Source organism: Brevibacillus parabrevis (genome assembly GCF_022701015.1).
In the GTDB taxonomy this organism is placed as follows: domain Bacteria; phylum Bacillota; class Bacilli; order Brevibacillales; family Brevibacillaceae; genus Brevibacillus; species Brevibacillus parabrevis.
In genome coordinates this window covers 2,395,062-2,413,712 of sequence record NZ_CP064090.1, presented here as the reverse complement: position 1 = coordinate 2,413,712, position 18,651 = coordinate 2,395,062, and the positions used below count along the sequence as shown (strand labels likewise).

General features: G+C 53.4%; 15 protein-coding genes. 2 read left to right on the top strand and 13 right to left on the bottom strand.

What is annotated here, in order from left to right; translation table 11 throughout:
* Positions 1-18 precede the first annotated feature (18 nt).
* The 9 genes from IRJ17_RS11510 to IRJ17_RS11470 form a co-directional block, all read right to left on the bottom strand.
* A complete protein-coding gene (locus IRJ17_RS11510) occupies positions 19-714 on the bottom strand; it encodes an iron-dependent peroxidase (protein ID WP_122965916.1) in 696 nt (231 codons plus the stop codon).
* On the bottom strand, positions 705-1,982 hold the full coding sequence (locus tag IRJ17_RS11505; protein ID WP_122965996.1) for a normocyte-binding protein: 1,278 nt from the start codon (positions 1,980-1,982) through the stop codon (positions 705-707). The genes IRJ17_RS11510 and IRJ17_RS11505 overlap by 10 nt, the downstream gene beginning before the upstream one ends.
* Positions 1,982-4,051 (bottom strand): serine/threonine protein phosphatase, encoded by a 2,070-nt coding sequence (locus IRJ17_RS11500; protein WP_242774750.1) that lies wholly within the window; start codon positions 4,049-4,051, stop codon positions 1,982-1,984. Before IRJ17_RS11500 ends, IRJ17_RS11505 begins: the two co-directional genes overlap by 1 nt.
* A gap of 49 nt (positions 4,052-4,100) precedes the next feature.
* On the bottom strand, positions 4,101-4,940 hold the full coding sequence (locus IRJ17_RS11495) for a PP2C family protein-serine/threonine phosphatase (protein ID WP_217022400.1): 840 nt from the start codon (positions 4,938-4,940) through the stop codon (positions 4,101-4,103).
* A gap of 2 nt (positions 4,941-4,942) precedes the next feature.
* Positions 4,943-5,479: an FHA domain-containing protein gene (locus IRJ17_RS11490; protein ID WP_242774747.1), complete on the bottom strand. Its 537-nt coding sequence runs from the start codon at positions 5,477-5,479 to the stop codon at positions 4,943-4,945.
* A 39-nt stretch (positions 5,480-5,518) separates the two neighbouring features.
* Positions 5,519-6,076, bottom strand: coding sequence for an FHA domain-containing protein (locus IRJ17_RS11485; protein WP_122965920.1), 558 nt, complete (start codon positions 6,074-6,076; stop codon positions 5,519-5,521).
* Positions 6,077-6,304: 228 nt separating this feature from the next.
* On the bottom strand, positions 6,305-6,769 hold the full coding sequence (locus tag IRJ17_RS11480; protein ID WP_173598225.1) for a DnaJ domain-containing protein: 465 nt from the start codon (positions 6,767-6,769) through the stop codon (positions 6,305-6,307).
* Between the two features lie 153 nt (positions 6,770-6,922).
* A complete protein-coding gene (locus IRJ17_RS11475; RefSeq protein WP_122965922.1) occupies positions 6,923-7,348 on the bottom strand; it encodes a membrane-associated protease 1 in 426 nt (141 codons plus the stop codon).
* A gap of 154 nt (positions 7,349-7,502) precedes the next feature.
* Entirely contained in the window at positions 7,503-9,671 is a 2,169-nt protein-coding gene (locus IRJ17_RS11470) for a transcriptional regulator (protein WP_242774744.1), read from the bottom strand.
* 550 nt (positions 9,672-10,221) lie between these two features.
* Here IRJ17_RS11470 and IRJ17_RS11465 point away from each other — a divergent pair.
* Positions 10,222-12,282 carry a VWA domain-containing protein gene (locus IRJ17_RS11465; RefSeq protein ID WP_242774742.1) on the top strand — a complete coding sequence of 687 codons (2,061 nt, stop codon included), beginning with the start codon at positions 10,222-10,224 and terminating at the stop codon, positions 12,280-12,282.
* A gap of 4 nt (positions 12,283-12,286) precedes the next feature.
* Here IRJ17_RS11465 and IRJ17_RS11460 read toward each other — a convergent pair whose 3' ends face one another.
* The 3 genes from IRJ17_RS11460 to IRJ17_RS11450 all read right to left on the bottom strand — a co-directional run bounded on the left by IRJ17_RS11460 (position 12,287) and on the right by IRJ17_RS11450 (position 15,325).
* The gene (locus IRJ17_RS11460; RefSeq protein WP_173599565.1) at positions 12,287-13,201 is read right to left on the bottom strand and encodes a serine/threonine protein kinase; all 915 of its coding nucleotides are present in this window, start codon (positions 13,199-13,201) and stop codon (positions 12,287-12,289) included.
* An 88-nt stretch (positions 13,202-13,289) separates the two neighbouring features.
* Positions 13,290-14,072 (bottom strand): isocitrate lyase/PEP mutase family protein, encoded by a 783-nt coding sequence (locus IRJ17_RS11455; protein WP_242774740.1) that lies wholly within the window; start codon positions 14,070-14,072, stop codon positions 13,290-13,292.
* A gap of 14 nt (positions 14,073-14,086) precedes the next feature.
* A complete protein-coding gene (locus IRJ17_RS11450) occupies positions 14,087-15,325 on the bottom strand; it encodes an MDR family MFS transporter (protein WP_242774738.1) in 1,239 nt (412 codons plus the stop codon).
* Positions 15,326-15,455: 130 nt separating this feature from the next.
* On the opposite strand from IRJ17_RS11450, the gene IRJ17_RS11445 reads away from it, so the two are divergent.
* Complete coding sequence (locus IRJ17_RS11445) at positions 15,456-17,312, top strand: SgrR family transcriptional regulator (protein ID WP_242774736.1); 1,857 nt, start codon at positions 15,456-15,458, stop codon at positions 17,310-17,312.
* Between the two features lie 125 nt (positions 17,313-17,437).
* On the opposite strand, the gene nagA is transcribed toward IRJ17_RS11445, so the two are convergent.
* Positions 17,438-18,607 (bottom strand): N-acetylglucosamine-6-phosphate deacetylase, encoded by a 1,170-nt coding sequence (nagA, locus tag IRJ17_RS11440; RefSeq protein ID WP_242774734.1) that lies wholly within the window; start codon positions 18,605-18,607, stop codon positions 17,438-17,440.
* Positions 18,608-18,651: the final 44 nt, after the last annotated feature.

Sequence of the window (18,651 nt, the reverse complement as noted above, 5' to 3'; positions counted from 1 at the left end):
AGCAAAATCACGTGCCTTCTAGTACATTGCCATGCTGTCGATTTGCATGGTTTCCTCCACATCGAGAATGCCAAAGTGGTTGCGCCAATACACTTCTGTCTGGAAGCGAACAGGCAGGAAAATGTCCTTGATCAGCTCCAGCCTTGCCCGCGCTGCTGCCGTCTCCTCCTGCCCGACATACAGAAGCAGTTCATCCTTCTCCTCGCAGTTTGCGTAGATGGTCGAGCGGGGAAAAATTTTTCGCATCGTGTCCCGCAGCAAATAAACTGCTTCTCCCGTCTCATACAGTCGCAACAAATTGCCCGCAATGATTTCACGTTCTTCCTGGGTGAACAACCGAATGTGATCCGCCGTCCTTTTGCCGAACAGTCCCGCTTCGAGATCGCGCAACACAAAGCGGATGTAGTATTCTCGCTTGTTCATTCCTTGCACCAGATCGATATCGGCCAACAGGTGAATGACGATGTCAAACAAGACGTGACGCAGTTCAGGCTCATCCGTGTAATTGACATCAAACAGCTCGCGGAAAATATCGTCAAAGCGATAGAACGGGTTCACTTCTACCGTCTTCTCCACGGTTTTGGCGTTGATCGCTTCCTGGCTCAGCTCCATGTAAGGCGAGTACACCTTCGCCGCTTGGAACGTAATGTCTCTTTTGGCAACTCCGGCGCGCCTGGCCTTGATGACCAGATCCCAGATGTAGTTCACGCCCATTCTCCTTCGCACTTGTATTCCGGGAAATACATCTGAATCTCGGACACGAGAAAGCTCATCATATCCTCTAAAATAAAGCTGTCGGTTCCGCGCTTGCGAAAGCCGAGATGCATGATTTTTTTATCGTGCTCCACGCGGACATTGTCGCTGATAAACGGATTCATCTCATACGTAGCGGCCGTCCCTTTGCTTTTTTCGCGAATTTCCACATGCACAAGCTCCAGCTGCTCCGCTGCTTCGAAGGAGTGGACGATGCGAATGATCTCTCCCTTGGCCCGGACCGGCATTCCTTGCTTGCGCGCGAAGCTGGTGACAAAGCTGCTCTTGCGGCGGTTGGACACCAGTTCATAGTGCAGGCGGGACGTAGGCGTCTCGACAGGCTGGGTAATTTTGCAGACGTGCCAAATTCCCGACTTTTCCTGGGGAGACACGATGGTCAATTCTTCGGGCGTGCGCTTGATATAGCGGATCAACGCTTCGTCGCCGTCTACCAAATACCCGTGCTGGCTCCCTGTCTTGCGCAGCGACAGCACGTGCTCGAAGTTCACCCGATCGGTAGCAGGCACGGGGAAGCCGATATTTTTCAAGGCCAGCCGTTCGATGTTCCAGAGCGGGATGACATCCAGCTTTTTGTAAGGCTCCCACTCTTCCAGGTGGACGGACACCTCCACGATCTCCTCGTCCTCGCCAAGCTCGCCCTCGCAGGAGACGAGGATGACGTCGAAAAACTTGTTCGCGTACGGATGGTTTACGGTTTTCCACGGCATGCCGTTTTTTTGAAACATGTTGTACAGCTTTTCCAGCTCGTTTACGTACAGCGGGTTTGGCTGCAAGCGCACTTCGATCGGGTACGAATGCTCCGCTGTCGTCAAACGCCCCTGAAAATGCCGCTTGCCATGCGCAAGCGATTGGAGACGGCTGTACTCGCACTCCAGAAAAATCGTCATGAGCACCGCTTCTTCCTGTCGGGCGAGTTGCTCAAACAACTCCTTGCGATCGAACCATGTTTTTTGTTCGTCGCCCGGAATCATCGGGTACAAATAGTCGTGAATCGGATCGAAGTCATCCCGCTGACATAGCGTGACGTAAATGTCGTGCTTCTCTTCCTTGTCCTCAAATTCGGAGAAGACCCGCTGCTCCAGCTTCTTTTGCATGTCCTCCTGATATTCGACCAGATGCAAAAACACGCTGTTCATCATCTGCTTCAGCATCCTGCGCTGTTCCAAATCTTCCATTTTGTTCAAACGGTCCAGTACGATCTCTTTCATCATGGTGCTTTGACAGCCTCCTTTTGCGCCGGATTGGCTGGTGATTCGGCAGCGGACTTGCCCTCGACTGGCCGAGCGGAAGGAGCCGGACTGGCGGATTGACCCGGTTTGGGTGCTTGTTGCTGCGCTGCCGGGGGTGGAGTTGCTGCCGGACTCGGGGTGGTGACATGCCCTGCATTGCCCCCTTGCTGCTGTACCGCTGGGGCGGGAGTTGCGACCGGACTCGGGGTGGACGCATGCCCCGCATTACCCCCTTGCTGCTGTACCACCGGGGCGGGAGTTGCTGCCGAAGTCGAGATGGCCGCTTGACCCGGTTTGGGCGCTTGCTGCTGTACCGCCGGGGGTGGAGTTGTTGCCGAAGTCGGTGGGCTGGCTTGACCCGCATTGCCCGCTTGCTGCTGCGCCGCCGGGGTTGAAGTTGCTGCCGGAACAGAACTTGCGGCATTCCCCGAGTGACCCGCTGGCTGCTGTGCAGCCGATGGCACAACCTGCGGCGTGCTTTGCTCAGCAGCAACAACAGGCACTGCAGCTGGCGGATTCAGCTTTTCCTCCACCTTGGTCACTTTGCGCTCCATCGCCAAAACCTTTTCCAGCACGCCGATTTCCTGATACATCTCCTGCGCCATCGTGTACGATTCGACGGCCGCTGCAAAATCGCCAGCGGCGTAGCTGTCGTCGCCTTTTTTCTCCAGCTTGTCTGCGGACAGCATTTTCTGCTCTTTGCTGATGCCCGTTTTCTTCGCTTCCACCTCGTCCAGCTTCGCCCGAATCTCTTTTTCCCCCGTGAGGTAGGACGATTCCAGCGCCAGCTTTCTCGCCTTTTGATAAAAGGCGGCAGCCCCTTCGTAGTCTTGCGCCTCGAACAGCATGTCGCCTTCCTTCTTCCACTGCATCACGAGCAAATACGATTCGGTCTTTTCCTTTTTGGCAGCAATCTCCGGCTCGTTGAAATCGTCCCGGCCTTTCATTTCCTTGAGCGCCTTGTCGTATTTTTCCAGCGCTTTCTGATACTGCTCGTCCTTCATCGCCGTATCCCCGTCCACGATGAGCTGGGTGATTCGCTGCTTTTTGTTCAAAAGCGCCGCGTGGATTTTGTCCTTGACGATGTTGGCGGCATTGCGCGCTTCGCTGTATTCCTTGAGCGCTTTCGGATAGTCGCTTTCTTCGATAAACGCATCCCCGTTCTGCTCGTGCTCGAACATGCCTGTCGCAGCATCGGCGATTCTCTCGGCTTCCTTCATCTTGAACAAAAGGGCGCCGCCTCCTGTCAAGGCAAGCAACAGGACGATAATCGCGACCCGCTTGATAATCCGCCACTTTTTCTGCGGATCGGTCTTGAAAATCTTGTTGGCAAAAATCGCCGCAGCCGTATAGTTGTTCACCACACGCTGCTGTTTGCTCAACAAGACATCCTCCACCGTATCGATCAGCGCTTCGGGATCTTTTGCTTCCTCAAGCGCGTCCTGCATCTCGGCTGGACCGACTCTCTCCCACACCCCCGGAGTGGTCAAAAGCAAGACGTCTCCGTCGTACAGCGGCAGCTTTTTGGAAATGTACGGGCGAAATTCATCCGGCGTTCCCAAGTAATTCAACAGATTGTGGCGCTCCTCGTGGCAGTCAAGCACGTCCTCTGCGATTTCTTCTCCATCCGCCATCTGTTGCGACAGACTCTGGTCTTTGCTCCGCAAATGCAGCCGTCCGTTGCGAAACATATACAGTCTCGTGTTCCCGGCCACACCGTAAACGACGCGGGCATAGTCGGTGACGATCAGCGTCAGACTGGCCTTCAGCCGCACCCGATGGCTCTCCTGCCGGAGCACGCGATGCGCTTCCTGCAAGTAGCGGCTGATGCGATAGCGGGAGAGAGACGGCTTTTGCATAAAGTGTCCCAGGACGCTTTTGACCGCAAGCTCGGCGCTCTGCACTTCCTGATCCGCATCCAAGCCGCGGGCGATCACCCAGCAAGCAATATCATCCAGTTCGGTGTAGGCAAAGTAATCCTTGTTGCGCACATGCGTGCCTGACTCGGACAAAAATCCGGTTACAAATTCACTGTTGTCCCTTCTCATCCTTAACTACCCGCTCCTCCTTCTCTTCCGGATGCTGCTGCCCTCGATCTCACCAACCTTTTTCCAAAATCAGAATGGTCGCGTTGTCCTGGTTGGCTTTTTGCTTGCTCTCGACGGCATCGATGATTTGCTCGGCAGCATCGTGGGAGGAAATGTTCTGAAACAAGATTTTCTCCAGCTCCACTTCTGTCAACGTATCGTAGACGCCGTCGCTGATCAGAATCACCTTGTCGCCCTTCTCCAGCGGAAAAGGTTCGCGGCCAATCTCGATATTATGAAAGCCTTCGTAGCCGAGGTAATTGATCAGCTGCTTTTTCTTTGGATGGCTGATCGCTTCGTCTTTGCTGATTTCCCCGGCGAGAAAACGCTCTTCCAACACCGATTCGTAAATGTCCTTTTGATTGATCGGAATAAATTCTCCCCCGCGAAAAACAGTCAGGACACTATCCCCGACCGCGCCCCAATGCAGCATGCCGTCGTGAATGACTGCCGCAACCAGCGTAGTGCCTCCCCGGCTGCCTTTTAGCGCCTGCAAAATCTCCCCGTTGGCAAGCGTAGCGGCTCGGGAAAAGAAAAGAGAGAGGTGGCGCGGATGGTCCAGCTTGGCGAACTCGCGAATAAACGTCTGGACGGCCAAAGTCGATGCCAGTCTGCCGTTGGCAAGGCCGCTGATGCCGTCTGCCAGCACAGCAATCGTTCCGTGCGAGGTCGTTGTCGTGGCAAAATAGTCATCCTGCTCTGCTCTTCTGCCAATCGTCTGTCCATTGCCAATCTGAATGACCGGATGCTTTTCCTCTCTGATCCAAGCGGCACGAACGCGAAACAACCAAATGATGACGGCTATGACGGCAAACACAACCAGATAAGGAATGATCTCCTGTGCAAACATGCTCATCCTTCCTTGCCTTTGCTTACGTTGTCCCATTCAAAGTGAACCCCGCACAGCGGGATGAAAATAAACGTACTGCCGCCAAGCTGGATGACGTCATAGGCAGTCAGCTCGACTGGCGTGTACACCGCTTCGTTATTGTGGTAAGCCAGACCGGAGGCATCGCCGGGGAGCAGGTAGAAATTGCGCTTTTTCGGATCGTAGACGATGACGGCATGGTTTCTGCGAGAAATTTTGTTATCCCCGATGATGCGGATATGCATATCCTCGGAGCGTCCGATGAAGTTTTTTTCTGCCATGATGCGATAGTCTTGTCCCTGCTGTGGCCCATCGATGCAGACCAGCCAGCCTGTGACAGGCTCGATGCCTTCTGTCTCCCCCAAGTAAGGCATGGTCTTGTCATCTTCGTCGCCGCCCCTGGCAGGCATTCGGTTCTCCGCCTTTGCCGCAGGCTCTACCACCAGGCTGCAATACGGGCAAGTGCTGCCGTGTTTTCTCGTGCTAAACATGTGTCCATTTGCGCATCTCGTCAAACTCATTCAAGTCTTCCCCCGTTTCGTGTCTCTCCACCTGCTCGTCTACTTCAGCAGCAAGCGTGTATTGGCTATGTAAATGATGTCGCCCGCCTTCACTTTGTGCGGCTGCTCGATTTCCAGCTTGTTCTTGTCGCGGCTGTTCGGCTGTTTGATTCCAGTGCCGTTGCGGGAGTGAACATCCTCGATAAACCAGTTGCCCGAAGCATGGTTGAGCACTGCATGCTGTTTGCTGATCAGAGCAGCGTACTCGGCGTCAGACAAGTCGATGTCGACTTCGTTCTGGTTCGTGTTTTTGCCGATCAAAAGCGAGGTCGCTCCCTGGATAAACCACTCCTTCACGCTCTCGCCGTCCTCATCCAGCAGCACGAGCTTGGAAATGCCTGTTTCCTTCCTGTCCTCCTTCTCGTCCGGGCTTCCGACCGTGACAATAAACATGCCGAATAAAAAAAGCCCAAAGGCAATTCCCGTAAAAATCTTCAGAGCGTTGCTGTCCGTGTAGCCGAAAACATAAATGAGTTCGCCAAACAAAAGAATTGCAATCAACAGCTCGATCAGCTTTACCCTGACAGATTTTTGATAAGCCTTGCTTTTCTTTGCCATCTTGAGTACCCCCCTTACGAAAAAGTGCCCCAAGCTTTGGGAGAATGGTTTTTTGCTGACATCCATCCAAAGAAAGGAGCAGGTTCGGTGCTTCTATGTCCATAAAAGAGCGGCCATCCGCCTTGTCATCGTTTCGGTCTCTTCGCCTGCTGTCAGGATGTCGCCCGATTTTTCCTTTTTAGGTATGCCGTCTGTTTGGTTAGCTGCTCTGTCTTGGGTGACAGCGTCTTATTTTTTCTTCATGCGAAAAAACTGCTCGAACATATCTGTGGTATCCAGCGGATTTTTTTTGCCGCGGTTCATGCTCTTCTCGTTGACCTCTCCTGTTTTCGGATGAAAGCCGAAAAACTGCTCAAACGTCTTGTGCAAATCTTCCATCGAAGCGCCCGGATTCGCTCGCTGCTGGTTCGCTTTCGCCTGGCCCTGCGCCCTTGCTTGCTCAGCGCCGTTTCTTTCACGGGCTTGTCCTCTTCCCTGGACAAACGCTTCGTAACGCGCGTCGTAGGCTTCCCGCGCAGACTCGTCCTGCAAAGTCTGGTACGCCTCTGTTATATCTTTGAAAAGCTGTTCGGACTCCTTGCTCCCCGCATTCACATCGGGATGGTGCTGCTTCGCCAACTGTCGGTACGCTTTTTTGATGTCGTTTTGGGAGGCCGTCTTCGCAAGCCCCAAAATCTCGTAATAATTTTTCACCACAGCACCCTCTGTCTGGCTTTTTGGAAAACCGTACCTTGAACACGGCTTTCAAGGTACGGCTCGTTTACTCTTTTGAAAGAAAAGAAGCTGTGACCGCTTGCGGTCGATCCGCTGGACGCGACCGTTTGGCCAGTCCTTCGCGGCAAAAGACTAGACAGCGTAGCCGCCTTCGATTTTCGCGAACTCGGTTTTGTCTTTCTTTTGTTTGATGAAGATGCTGAATGTACCAACACCTTCTGTATCGCCGAATGTCTCGTTGTAATCGACGACGAAAGCGTTCGGGAAGTAGATTTTGCGAATGACCTGGTCAGCAGCGATCACTTCCAGTGTCACTTTGCGGTAGCAGTCTGCTTTTTCCGCTGGAACCAAAGACCACAGAGCCAGCTTCATCGTGTCATCGGCGCTGTCGCCGTCCGTTGCTGTAATGATTTTGCCTGTCAGACGCAGTGTTGCCCCTACGTCAGTGGAACGAGCGTTGGAATCATCTGGAGTATCCGTGTCGTACTTGACTGTTTGGATGTTGTCCATTCCCAGCTCGATTGTTTCGGAACCTTCTACTTTGAGTCGAAAACCCATGAAAAAAACCTCCTTGGCGTATATGTGTGCTCTCGAATGACCGGATGGGCTTCGAGGCTTATGTGTAAGGGTGCGCTTTGGAAAGCACACCTCTAGCCACCTGCGTAATGTGTGAATCCATTTCATAAAAAGCTCTCCCGACTGAAATCAGGTACTAAGCTTTGACAGGAGTCGTACCCTTCGTGATCGTGACTTCCAGATTTTTCACATTGCCATTGAAGATCAGATCGATGTGGCACAGATTGCTCTTGTCGTCGATGATATAGCTCATGTCGTCGCCATCCTGAATGATGGAGTTGACAAAGCCGCGTGTGCCGAGCCATTTGCTCTTTTGGCTGCTCGGGTTGTTGCTGAAAAATTTGACGATGTTGTCGTGCTTGAAATCGCCCGTCTGGAAGCGGAGAATCCGCTCGATGTAGGTGCTGACCAGCGTTTTGTAGATGGAATCGAAGCCATCCTCGGCCATCGCCAGGCTGCGCGCCTTGTACACCGTGATTCGCTTGATGTCCTTGCCCTGGATTTGCGCATTTTCCGAAGAGAAGACAAAGCCAAAGTTTTTGCGGTTGATCGAATCTTTGATGTTGTTCGTAAAGCCGGAGATTTCCTTGGCCATGGTCGTAATCGCCCGCAGACCGTTTTCGCCCGCTTCGATGTCAAAGCGCACGCCTGGATACTCGCGGCTGACCACCTTGAATGCTTCGCGCAAATACTCCGGACACTGATACGCCGCCACAATCCCTGCCGCTACATAGCTCGCTCCGACGTAAACGCCTTCGATCCACAGCTTCAGGATGTCTTCTTTTTCCTGCGACAGCTTCACGCCGTCTTCGGTTTGCAGCATGCGGCTGTCGATGACCACTCCCGATTTGTCCTTCGGAATAATCGTAAAGTTCGGAACGCACGGGATCGCAAACTCGCTGTACTCCTTGCGCACAAGCACGCCGCACTTGTCGATGTACTTGTCGATGCCGGCAGTCGCCATGCTGTTGAAGGTCGTCTCTTCGCCCGTGCTGAAGCTGAAGAAAATTTGGACCTTGAAGTCTTTGACTACTTGCAGCAGCATCGTCAGCGATTCCATCGTATTGCCGTCCTGTTTGACGACCTTTTCGTTGCCGCGGAAGCGCTCGCGTGTGACTTTCGCTTTGGCGCCAGCTTCCATGTCGATGGAAGGCACGATTCCGAACCAGATCGTATCGGTGAAGTCGTTTTTCGCGTTGACAGTGTTGAGATACGTCTCCAGGCGCGGGATGTTGCTGCTTTTCACCAGCATGTCCAGCTTGGTGTTGGTGATGAGCATCGCAGGCTGCATGCCTTTGTTCTTGGTCACGTACTGATCGAAGAACATTTTCACGCCGAGAATTTTCTCGACCAGCGGCTTGACTGTTTTCACGAAGTCATCCTTCGCGTTTTTATAAAATTCGAGGTACGTGTTGTAGTTTTGCACCTCTGTCTCAATGTCGATCTCGCTATGAACGGCAGGCAGCGGGCAGAACGTGCGCACCACCAAGTCTTTGACATAGGAGGACGGCGTTTCGGTAATCGACTCGTAATCATCCTCGAACACGTTCATCAATCCGTTGCCGTTGCCCTCGTCGAGAACCATCAGCTCGCGGCTGTCGCTTTTCGGCGCTTCGATGATTTTCAGCTCACCGTTTTCCCCGATCGTCAGCATCCCGATCTGAATCGCTTCCGACTGGTTCTCCTCTTGCGCCCCGCCGAGAAGCAGACGGGTCTTGATATCTTCAATCGCGAGCGGGAGCATGGCCATGACGTTGTTGTAGTTTTTGCTCGCATCTTCAAACATGATGTTCAGCTTGTCGCCGAGATCGAGCTTCTTCGGATCGCCATCGTCCAGCTTTTCGTAGTGGCTGTACAAGTAGTGAATCTCTTTGCGCACCTGACGGATATCGTCCATCACTTTTTTCGGGGAGATCATGTCCAGAAGATTCTCGAATTTAAAGTCGACGTTCGTGATTCCCTGGCTGCGCTTAGTATCGATCAGTGTGAACAGCATTTTCAAAAAGTCATTGCTCTGGTCGATCTTGATCTCGGAGATCTCATCTTCCGCAATGCCATCAGGCTTTTTCAAGGTGTACATGACCTTTTGGTTTACGGCGTTGTAGAACGAATAGACAGTCGGGGAGAACTTGTCCAAAAACTCATCGAAGCTTTTCACAAGCAAATGCTCGTTGATTTCCTTGATCTTGTCGTCGCTCAAACTGTCGATGCCCTTGACGTCGCCTACAATCGTGATGAGGTCGAGTTTCTCCGGGTTAATCTCTTCGAACAGCATGGTTCTGTTGGTCTGGTTAATAATGTCCATAAATGACCCCTTCCTTTTGTCTCTCGTAAATGCGTGGTCCTAACTCAGGAGTGTATGAGTCCTACTTCCACAATCAATTACAGTTGATTACATAAATCCCAATAAAACCAAAAATCTTGCCTCTAAATTAAACTCGCTCGCCATATTTTGTCAACAAACCCTCTATTATGACAATTTTCCTATGTGCACCATTACCGTTTCTGGTATTTAGACCCATTTTATTCCACTCATCTTCCTTTTTCTGGTTGAGCACTTTATGCTGAATCCAGGGAGTCTTCCCGCCTACTTTTCCCGACAAAACCAGCATCACGCCTTACTTTGTCCCTACTTCTGCCGCCCTGCCCGCACAGCGCCGGATGCGCCCATAACTCGAAATACTGACAAGAAAGGACAGGATGAACCTTATTTTTACAAAAAAGGCTATTATTTCACTTTATATACCTCGGCAAAATGGTGCCCGCCGTTTAGCTGGAAGTTGATTTATGGGCAAATAGTCCTGTTGCAACAAAATGTGAACAATTTGCAAACTTTTAAGGAAAAGAGTGAAAACATGTACAAAAAAACTGGACATCCTCCTCCGTTCTCCCTGGCGTTCAAATGGGTGGTTAGCGGTATCCTCCTGCCTTTCCTCCTCCTTTTCTCTCCCCTTCCAAGCGGGGCAACCGGGACGGGTGAAGCAGGAATCGATGCGGTTTTTGTCATTGATACGAGCAATTCGATGAACCAGACAGACCCTGGGAAAACAGCTGCCGAGGTCATGGGCATGTTTATCGACATGAGCGAAGCTAGTCGTACCCGGATCGGCTTTGTCGCCTATAATGATCGAATCGTCCAGACGCAGCCGCTCACCAGCATGGCGGAGAGCAGACAGCGCGAGCAGTTGAAAAGCAAGATTCAAGGGTTGCGTTATTCGGGATATTCCGATATGGGGCTTGGCTTGCGAAAAGGGGAAGAGCTGATTGCCAGAGCGAAGGATCAATCGCGAAAGCCGTTTTTGATCCTGCTCTCGGATGGGGGAACCGATCTGCGCCAAAACGCCAATGGCAGAAGCGTCGCGGCATCGAACAAAGATGTGGAGTCGGTTATGGCAAAAGCGAAAGCGGAGGGCTACCCGATCTACACAATCGGGCTGAACAGCGATGGCTCTGTGCAAAAAGAGCAGCTGAAAAAAATCGCGGAGACGACAGGCGGGACTTCTTTTGTCACGCAAAGCACAGATGATTTGCCGGAGATTTTCAATCAAATTTTTGCGAAGCACATCCAGTCGCAGCTTGTGTCGGTAGCAGCCATGACGGCGACGGGAAGCTTGCAAGAGGTCACGGTAAACATCCCGAACGCCAGCATGCAGGAAGCGAACATCGTGCTGTTGTCGAACCATCCGCTGCTGGAGTCACAAGTCTACTACCAGTCGAAAAATGTGCATTTTATCCAATCGAAAAAATACTCGCTGATGAAAATCGAGCAGCCGACAAAGGGGAGCTATCTGGTCAAATTCCGCGGACGGCCGGGCGATCTGGTCAAAGTCAATTTGCTGGGCAACTACAGTCTGAAAGCCGATGTACAGGTTGCACCTGATCCTGTCTCCAAAGGCAATCCGACGACCTTCACGACTTATTTGACCCAGCTGGAGGGCAATCAGCGCCTGGAAGATCGGGACGTCTACGGTTTGATGCAGGCCGAATTGATCGTCACCGACATCGCGAAAAAGCAAACCGAAAAAATTCCGCTGAAAAACGGGGGAACGGTCTTCACAACCGACTATGTGTTCCCGCACTCCGGGCAGTACCAGTGGAAAATTTTCATGAGCGGCCCGGACTTTTACCGCGAGACGGCAAGCAAAACATTCGAAATCGCCAACATCGCGCCCGTGGCAGTAGCCAAAAACGAGCTGACCATCGAAAAGGAAAACGGCGAGCAGACGATTGACCTCGCTGCTTATTTCACCGATGCCAATCAGGACAAGCTCACCTATGCGATCGTCTCTCCTACTCCCGCCGATCATTTTGGGGCAAGCATTCATGAATCCGGGTTGAAGCTCGTGCCGGGCAAAAGCGGCACTTCCGCGATCACTATCACGGCTACCGATTCCGAAGGGGCAAGCGTGACGGGTCCGCTTGTCATCACGGTTCATTCTGTCTGGGATCGCTACATCACAATCGGACTGATCGTTCTCGCTCTTGCCGCAATTGGCGCAGGCGCCTACTGGTTCATGCGCCCGAAACCGAATTTTAGCGGCCGTTTGGAAGGGTATTTTCTTCACACCGCCAGCGGCAACGACATTCCCGTGAAGTTTTGGCCGCTCGCCGCGTTTGGCAAAAAGCAACGCATCACGCTCCACGAGCTGTTTTCAAGCCTCGACGTCAACGAGCACCTGCCGGAAGCACACAAAATTTACTTCCAGCCAGGGAAAAACCAGACTTTGGTCATGATCAGCCACAGCCAGTGCACACTGCAAAAAGGCAAGGACATTTTGCCTCGCCATAAAAAAGTGGTGCTCCACTACAACGACAAAATTTACGTGACTTTTGAGGATCATGTCACCGAGATTGAACTGCGCTACAAAGAAAGCAAACCCAGTCCCCACCAAGCTGGGAACTGGGAAACGGCATAACGGACTATTTGCTTTTGCTTGCGAGAAAGGGGGTCTGCAAGCGAGACTTGCCCGCTCTCAACAGATGCTCCGCACGGACGGCTGCTGCCAGCACCCGAAGTGAGGGGCATCTTTTTTTCGCCTCGACTGCCATGCCCCACGCAATGACATTCGCGATCAGCCGCGGCACAGTCGGATTCAGCTCGCGAACGGACGGCAGCCGATCCTCGATCACCCGCGTCGCCACATCGGCCGGACGGTGCCTGGTCAGGCAAAAATAGAGAGTAGCCGACAAGCTGTACACATCGGAAAAAACACCTTGTCGGGACTGGCTGGAATAAAATTCGAGCGGAGAGTATCCTTCCGTCGTCACGATCTGGCGGGGGGCGTCGGTTGCAAAGCGAATAGCCGAGCCGAAATCAATCAGCATCGGCTTTCCCTCATCGGTCATCACGATGTTTTGCGGCTTGATATCCCGATGGATGATCCCTTGCTTGTGGATGTAGTCCAAGCTTGCCAGGAGCGGGAGCACGGTTGTCTGCACGAAAGCAGCGACATCCAGCTCCCCTTGCTCTTGCACAAACTGGTCAAGCGTCTTGCCTTTGCAATACTCCACGACCAGATAGCCTGTCCCATTTTCTGCAAAGTGATCGACATAGGGAGCGATATGCTCATGGCGCAGCTCCTGCAAAATCGCCGCTTCCTGCCAAAAGCTCTCCAGCAGCGTCTGAAATCGCGCTTTTGACGATGGCTTCCGGCAGATGACGCTGCGGTTATCCAAGTCGCGCATCGCCAGTGCTCTCGGGAAAAACTCCTTCACAATTCTCGTCTTTTTGGCCTCCATGTGGTAAACGAGATACACATGGGACAGCTCGCTCGTGGAGACAGTCTTTTTGATCCGGTAGGCTCCCCGCAAAATCGTGCCTTTTTTCAGCTCCATCCGTCTTTCGGTTCACTCCTCCCTGGCATCTTTCTCGTTCTCAGGAAACGATACCAAATACCAGGGGCAGGTGGCAATATGTGGAGATTTATCCTTGGCGATTCGCTGCATACAGCAGGGCCGTGTCACGGTCAGCCGCCAGCTTGGAGGCACTCGCTTTTGCAAAATCAGCAACATGGTCGTAAAAGTCATTCCCGATGCTCAGCCGCTTGACTCCCCACTCTGCCAAGCGCTCGGCATTCGTCAGGGTGGGGCGCGACAGGACATTCAGCGGCGCACGCACTGCTTGGGCAATCGCTCTGATTTGCTCCTCCTCGACGATCCCCGGAACGAAAATGCCGCTCGCCCCGCTCTCGACGTAAGCCAGTCCGCGCTCAATCGTTTCCGCGAACGGGTCCTCTCGCCGGAAATACGTGTCGATTCGCGTATTGATGTAAAAATCAGCGAAGCCACGGTTGTCGAGAGCAGCCCTCATCGTCTGCAAAAGTTTCGCCTGATCGGCGATCTCTTTTAACCCTGGCCCTCGTTTGAAAGAGTCCTCGATGTTGATCCCGGCAACCCCCAGGTCAGCCGTTCGCAGCACGTTCTCGACAATTTGCCCGTGAGTCTCTGCATAGCCCGCCTCAATGTCGGCGGAAACCGGAATGTTCACGTGATCCACGATCAGCTTGATGATGGACAAATGCAAGGCAAAGTCAATGTTTTCCCCATCTTTGTATCCGAGAGAAGCCGCAACGCCCCAACTCGTCGTCCCGATGGCCCGAAAGCCGCTCTGCTCCAACGTCCGTGCCGAAAGGACATCCCAGGCATTTCCCAAAAACAACATCTCGTCTGCATGATGAAGCGCTTGAAATTGCTGAATGTGATTCATTCTAATCCCTCTTTTTAAATCATGATTTGTATAGGTTGTTCACAATCTTGCGTCTTCTGCTGACGCTGTTCCCACAGTCTTTGACCGCGCTGGAAAAACGGCAAGGCCAAAAAAGTCAGCAGCATCAAGATCGCGAAAATAACTGGCCCTTGGTCAAAGCCCAATTGCTGAAGCAGCAAACCGCCGATCCACGCAGTGGCGCTCTGCCCCAGAAAAGCGAAGCCGCTCGCGCCGTAATAGGCACCTCGCATATGTTCGGGAGCAATTTCTCCGATCAGTACATCACCGATGACAAAGCATAAAATTTCCCCGATGGTAAAGACCACCATCGACACCGACAGCCAGAACAAATTGGTGAAGAGTCCGAACCCGAACAAGCCGAGTCCGAAAAGGAGGCAGCCGACTTTCAGGGCCGTCATGGCAGAATAGCGTTTCATCAGCCTGGCAAGCGGATATTGAAAGACGAGGACAGACAACGTGTTCATCACGAACAGGAAGGAGTAAGCCTCGACCCGGTCGTGACCGATGTACTGGGCAAGCGTCGTATCCAGGTGCGTATAGGCTCCAGCCACAAACAAATTGCCGAGCAACAGATACAAAAACACTTTGTCTGTGAACACGATCCGCGCCATCTGCCCCATCGGAATCGAATCGGAATGCTCCCGCAGTTGTTGCTTGAACAAGATCATGAACACGACCAGGATGACCGCATACAGCGCCATAATCACCGCACTGATCAGAAACGGCAGCATGGAGGACGAACTGCCTGCGCCGAGCTTCAACCCAATCAGCGGCCCGATCGCTCCCCCCAGATTGATGGCAAAATACCTGGCGTTGAAAGCACCCCTGCGCTGGCTGTCCGGGGTAAAATCAGCGAGCAGGGCACGCGCCGTCGGTTCAAATACATTGCGGCACAAACCGTTCAGCGCACTCAAAAGGAAGAACATCCACGTCTCGCTCGCCAGCGTGAAGCCGACCAGGACAAAGCTCCAAAGCCCCATAGAGGCGATCATGACCGGATAGCGTCCCAACCGATCTGACAACGCTCCCCCAGCGAAGCTGCTGACCGTGCCCACCAAAAGGCTCATCGCCAAAATCGCGCCAACTACGGCCGGGTCGATTCCCTTTCCTTTGCCCAAGTAAATCCCGAGAAAAGGCAGCGTCATGAAAAATCCTGTGCGCGATAAAAAGGTGCCGATGATGACGCCCCATGCCACGGGATGAAAGCGCGGTAACGGAAACCTTTTGCTCATCTTGTTTGCTCTCCCCATTCCTGTTTTTCGTCTGTCGTGTTATCTTCAGTATATTGATCTGAGAAAAGCGAAAAAGGGTAAGGTGTAAGCAAACTCTGTCACCTTTTCCCAAAAACAAAGGGGGGCCTTCATGGTTACCGTTCTCTACTTTTTGGAGCTGCGCCTGTTCTTTCAGCAGGAAGAAACGGCCAAACCGTTCCCCGTCACGATTGAAAAATTGAGCGGACTTTGGCACTGTACGCCCCGAAACGCGAAGCTGATCGTCCGCAAGCTGGCGGAAATGGGCTGGATCGACTGGCAGCCTGGGCTTGGCCGGGGCAATGCCTCCGTCCTGACGTTTCTGGCGGATGCCGATGCCATCTTGCTTGCGGAAGGAAAGCAGCGCATGGAGCAAGGCGATGTCACAGAAGCTATGGAGCTTTTGAATCGCTTCGGCAAGCCCGCTGTCAAAGAGCAGTTCATGGAGTGGCTCTCGGCAGAACTTGGCTATTGCACGCCGAGCGAGTCGAACCATTATCAGGACACGCTGCGCTTCCCGGTCTACCGCAGCATTGTCACGCTGGACCCCGCGCAGGTGTACTATCACTTCGATGCGCATTTGGTCCGCCAGCTTTTCAATACACTCGTTCACTTCGACACGGACAGCCGGACGATCCATCCAAGCATTGCCCACTCGTGGGAAATGAGCGCGGATCACAAGGAATGGACGTTTTATTTGAAGAAAAATGTCGTGTTTCACCACGGTCGGGAGCTGACCGCGCACGATGTTGTCTTTTCGCTGGACCGGCTGCGCTCGCATCCGGAAAAGTATGAAGCAAGCTGGATGCTTGGCGATATCGCGCAACTGGAAGCAGTTGATGCCAGAACGGTGCGGATTTTGTTGCAGGAGCCGAACTACTTGTTTCTGCGGATGCTTTCCACTACGCCCACCAGCATCGTCCCGGCAGAGATCGTTCTGGAGACGGCAGGCGAGTTTGGGAAAAATCCGATCGGGACTGGCCCGTTCCAGCTCGTCCGTCTGGATGAAGGCATTTGCATTTTGGAGGCTTTTTCGGGACATTTTCAGGGGAGGCCGCAGCTTGACCGCGTGGAAATCCTCCTGTTCCCCGATCTGGAAACAGGCATTCTCCATGAACCGGACTGGACGTCTGTCATGATGTCCCACGGTGTGGCCACAAAAGCCGAAGCATTAAGGGAAGCAATCATCCGCGACAGCCGCGATTGGTGCGATCTGGAGACGCTGTTTTCCTGCTGCAACCTGCTCGTCTTTAACCAATGGAAAACCGGGCCGCAAAACCATCCGCAATTCCGCCAGGCGCTCGACTTGCTCATCGATCGCGAGCAGATGATTGCCGAGCTTGGAGGAGATCGCGTCTTTCCGGCAAAAGGCTTCCGCCCCTTCTCTCCGCAGCTTGCGACTTGGTCAGCGGAACGAACGCCCCGCCCAAGCGCTGCGCAAATTGCCGCCCTGCTTGCGGAAAGCGGCTATCGGGGAGAGACGCTGCGCATGGTCATGACGTCCTATCACGAGCCGGACGCCTTGTGGATTCAAGCCCGCTGCAAAGACTACGGCATTCACCTGGAAATCGACGTTCGCGAGCCGTTTGAGTTTGCGAATCACGACTTGCTGCCGGAGCACGACTGCCAACTGTTCGGAAACGTTTTTAGCCATGATGAAATCAGTGAACTGGAAATGTACTTGCAAAAGAACTACTTCCTGCCCAGCTTTGACGCACCGTTAGCCGAAGCGGTTCATCAAGAGACCGCTGCCCTTTTCCGGGAAGCAGATGAATCCGTCCGGCAACAAAAGCTCGCGCACATAGAAACGCTGATCCAAGAAAACCATGCCGTTTTGTACCTTGTGCAAAAGAAATCGCAAGCTTCTTTTCACAAGTCGGTTCGCGGCGTCACGATCAATCCGTCCGGCTGGCTGGACTTTCAAAAAGTCTGGTTTCACCCGCATGCTTCGCAGCCCGTGCAGCAGTAGGGGGTACAAAAAAACAGCCCCGGCGCATTGTTTCATCCACGCGCCGCCCTGCCCGTGCAGCAGTATACGACAAAAAAAAGCAGCCCCAGCGCATCTGGGCTGCTTTTTTACGCCTATGGATTGGATTACTGAGCGCGTTCGTATACGCGTTTTCCGGCAACGAAGGTCATCGCCACTTCAAAATCGTCATCCAACACGATCATGTCGGCATCGTATCCGGCTGCCAGCCGACCTTTTCGCTCCCCGTATCCGAGGATAGCGGCTGGCGTATGCGATGCCATCTCTACCGCTTCCGCCAGTGGTACACCGCTCAGCGTCACCATGTTTGCTACGGCTTTGTTCAAGGTCAAAATGCTGCCAGCCAATGTCCCGTCCGCCAACTGCGCCTGATTGTCGCGGACGCGAACCTCTTGCCCGCCCAAGTCGTAAGTGCCTTCGCCGAGCGCAGCAGCGCGCATCGAGTCGCTGACCAGCGCGAGCCGCTCCGGCGTTTTCACCCGATACAAAATTCGCATGACCGCAGGATGGACGTGGATGCCATCGGCAATCAACTCGGTGCTCAAATGCTCGTGGTACATCGCAGCACCGACCACTCCCGGCTCTCTGTGATGCAATCCGGTCATGGCGTTAAAGCAATGCGTGAAGTGGCGCACGCCCGCATCCACAGCTTCAGCCGCCTGGACAAACGTCGCCCCTGTATGGCCTGCCGAGACGATCACGCCGCGCTCCTTGAGCCAGGCAATCGCTTCGAGCGCTTCCGGCTGCTCGGGAGCAATCGTCACGACCTTGATCAGCCCTTGGGCCAGCTCGTACATTCGCTTCACCGCATCCAGCTTGGGCAAAGAAATGTTTTCTTCCTTTTGCGCCCCTTTGTAACGCGGATTGATCCACGGCCCTTCCAGGTGAATCCCGATCGCCTCTGCCCCCGGCAAGCCAGCCTGGCTTGCGCGCGCAATGTTTTCCAGCACAGGCTCAAGCTCGGCGTAAGGAGCCGTCATCGTCGTCGCCAAAAAAGAAGTGACGCCATATCGGGCAAGCGCGCCGGAAATGGCCTGCAAAGATTCCGGCGTCCCGTCCATCGTGTCGTGGCCGTCGATCCCGTGCATGTGCATGTCTACCAGTCCTGGGCAAATCCGCCCGGTTTCCACCGTCAGCAGCTGTGCAGGACATTCGCCCGCATAAGCTTCGGCTTCCCCTGCGTACACGATCTTCCCTGCCGCCACTACGACAAGCCCGTCCCTGATTTCCTGTCCGTCTGCAATGATTGTTCCTCGAAGAGCGTATTCCTGTTCCATCTCCATTCCTCCGTCAACGCACTGCCGTAGTCTGTCCGTAATGA

Bases quoted from the DNA above. Each gene is read 5' to 3' on its own strand.
- nagA (WP_242774734.1), bottom strand. From the start codon at position 18,607: ATGGAACAGGAATACGCTCTTCGAGGAACAATCATTGCAGACGGACAG.
- IRJ17_RS11450 (WP_242774738.1), bottom strand. From the start codon at position 15,325: ATGAGCAAAAGGTTTCCGTTACCGCGCTTTCATCCCGTGGCATGGGGC.
- IRJ17_RS11495 (WP_217022400.1), bottom strand. From the start codon at position 4,940: ATGTTTGCACAGGAGATCATTCCTTATCTGGTTGTGTTTGCCGTCATA.
- IRJ17_RS11455 (WP_242774740.1), bottom strand. From the start codon at position 14,072: ATGAATCACATTCAGCAATTTCAAGCGCTTCATCATGCAGACGAGATG.
- IRJ17_RS11445 (WP_242774736.1), top strand. From the start codon at position 15,456: ATGGTTACCGTTCTCTACTTTTTGGAGCTGCGCCTGTTCTTTCAGCAG.
- IRJ17_RS11510 (WP_122965916.1), bottom strand. From the start codon at position 714: ATGGGCGTGAACTACATCTGGGATCTGGTCATCAAGGCCAGGCGCGCC.
- IRJ17_RS11505 (WP_122965996.1), bottom strand. From the start codon at position 1,982: ATGAAAGAGATCGTACTGGACCGTTTGAACAAAATGGAAGATTTGGAA.
- IRJ17_RS11485 (WP_122965920.1), bottom strand. From the start codon at position 6,076: ATGGCAAAGAAAAGCAAGGCTTATCAAAAATCTGTCAGGGTAAAGCTG.
- IRJ17_RS11470 (WP_242774744.1), bottom strand. From the start codon at position 9,671: ATGGACATTATTAACCAGACCAACAGAACCATGCTGTTCGAAGAGATT.
- IRJ17_RS11465 (WP_242774742.1), top strand. From the start codon at position 10,222: ATGTACAAAAAAACTGGACATCCTCCTCCGTTCTCCCTGGCGTTCAAA.
- IRJ17_RS11475 (WP_122965922.1), bottom strand. From the start codon at position 7,348: ATGGGTTTTCGACTCAAAGTAGAAGGTTCCGAAACAATCGAGCTGGGA.
- IRJ17_RS11460 (WP_173599565.1), bottom strand. From the start codon at position 13,201: ATGGAGCTGAAAAAAGGCACGATTTTGCGGGGAGCCTACCGGATCAAA.
- IRJ17_RS11500 (WP_242774750.1), bottom strand. From the start codon at position 4,051: ATGAGAAGGGACAACAGTGAATTTGTAACCGGATTTTTGTCCGAGTCA.
- IRJ17_RS11490 (WP_242774747.1), bottom strand. From the start codon at position 5,479: ATGAGTTTGACGAGATGCGCAAATGGACACATGTTTAGCACGAGAAAA.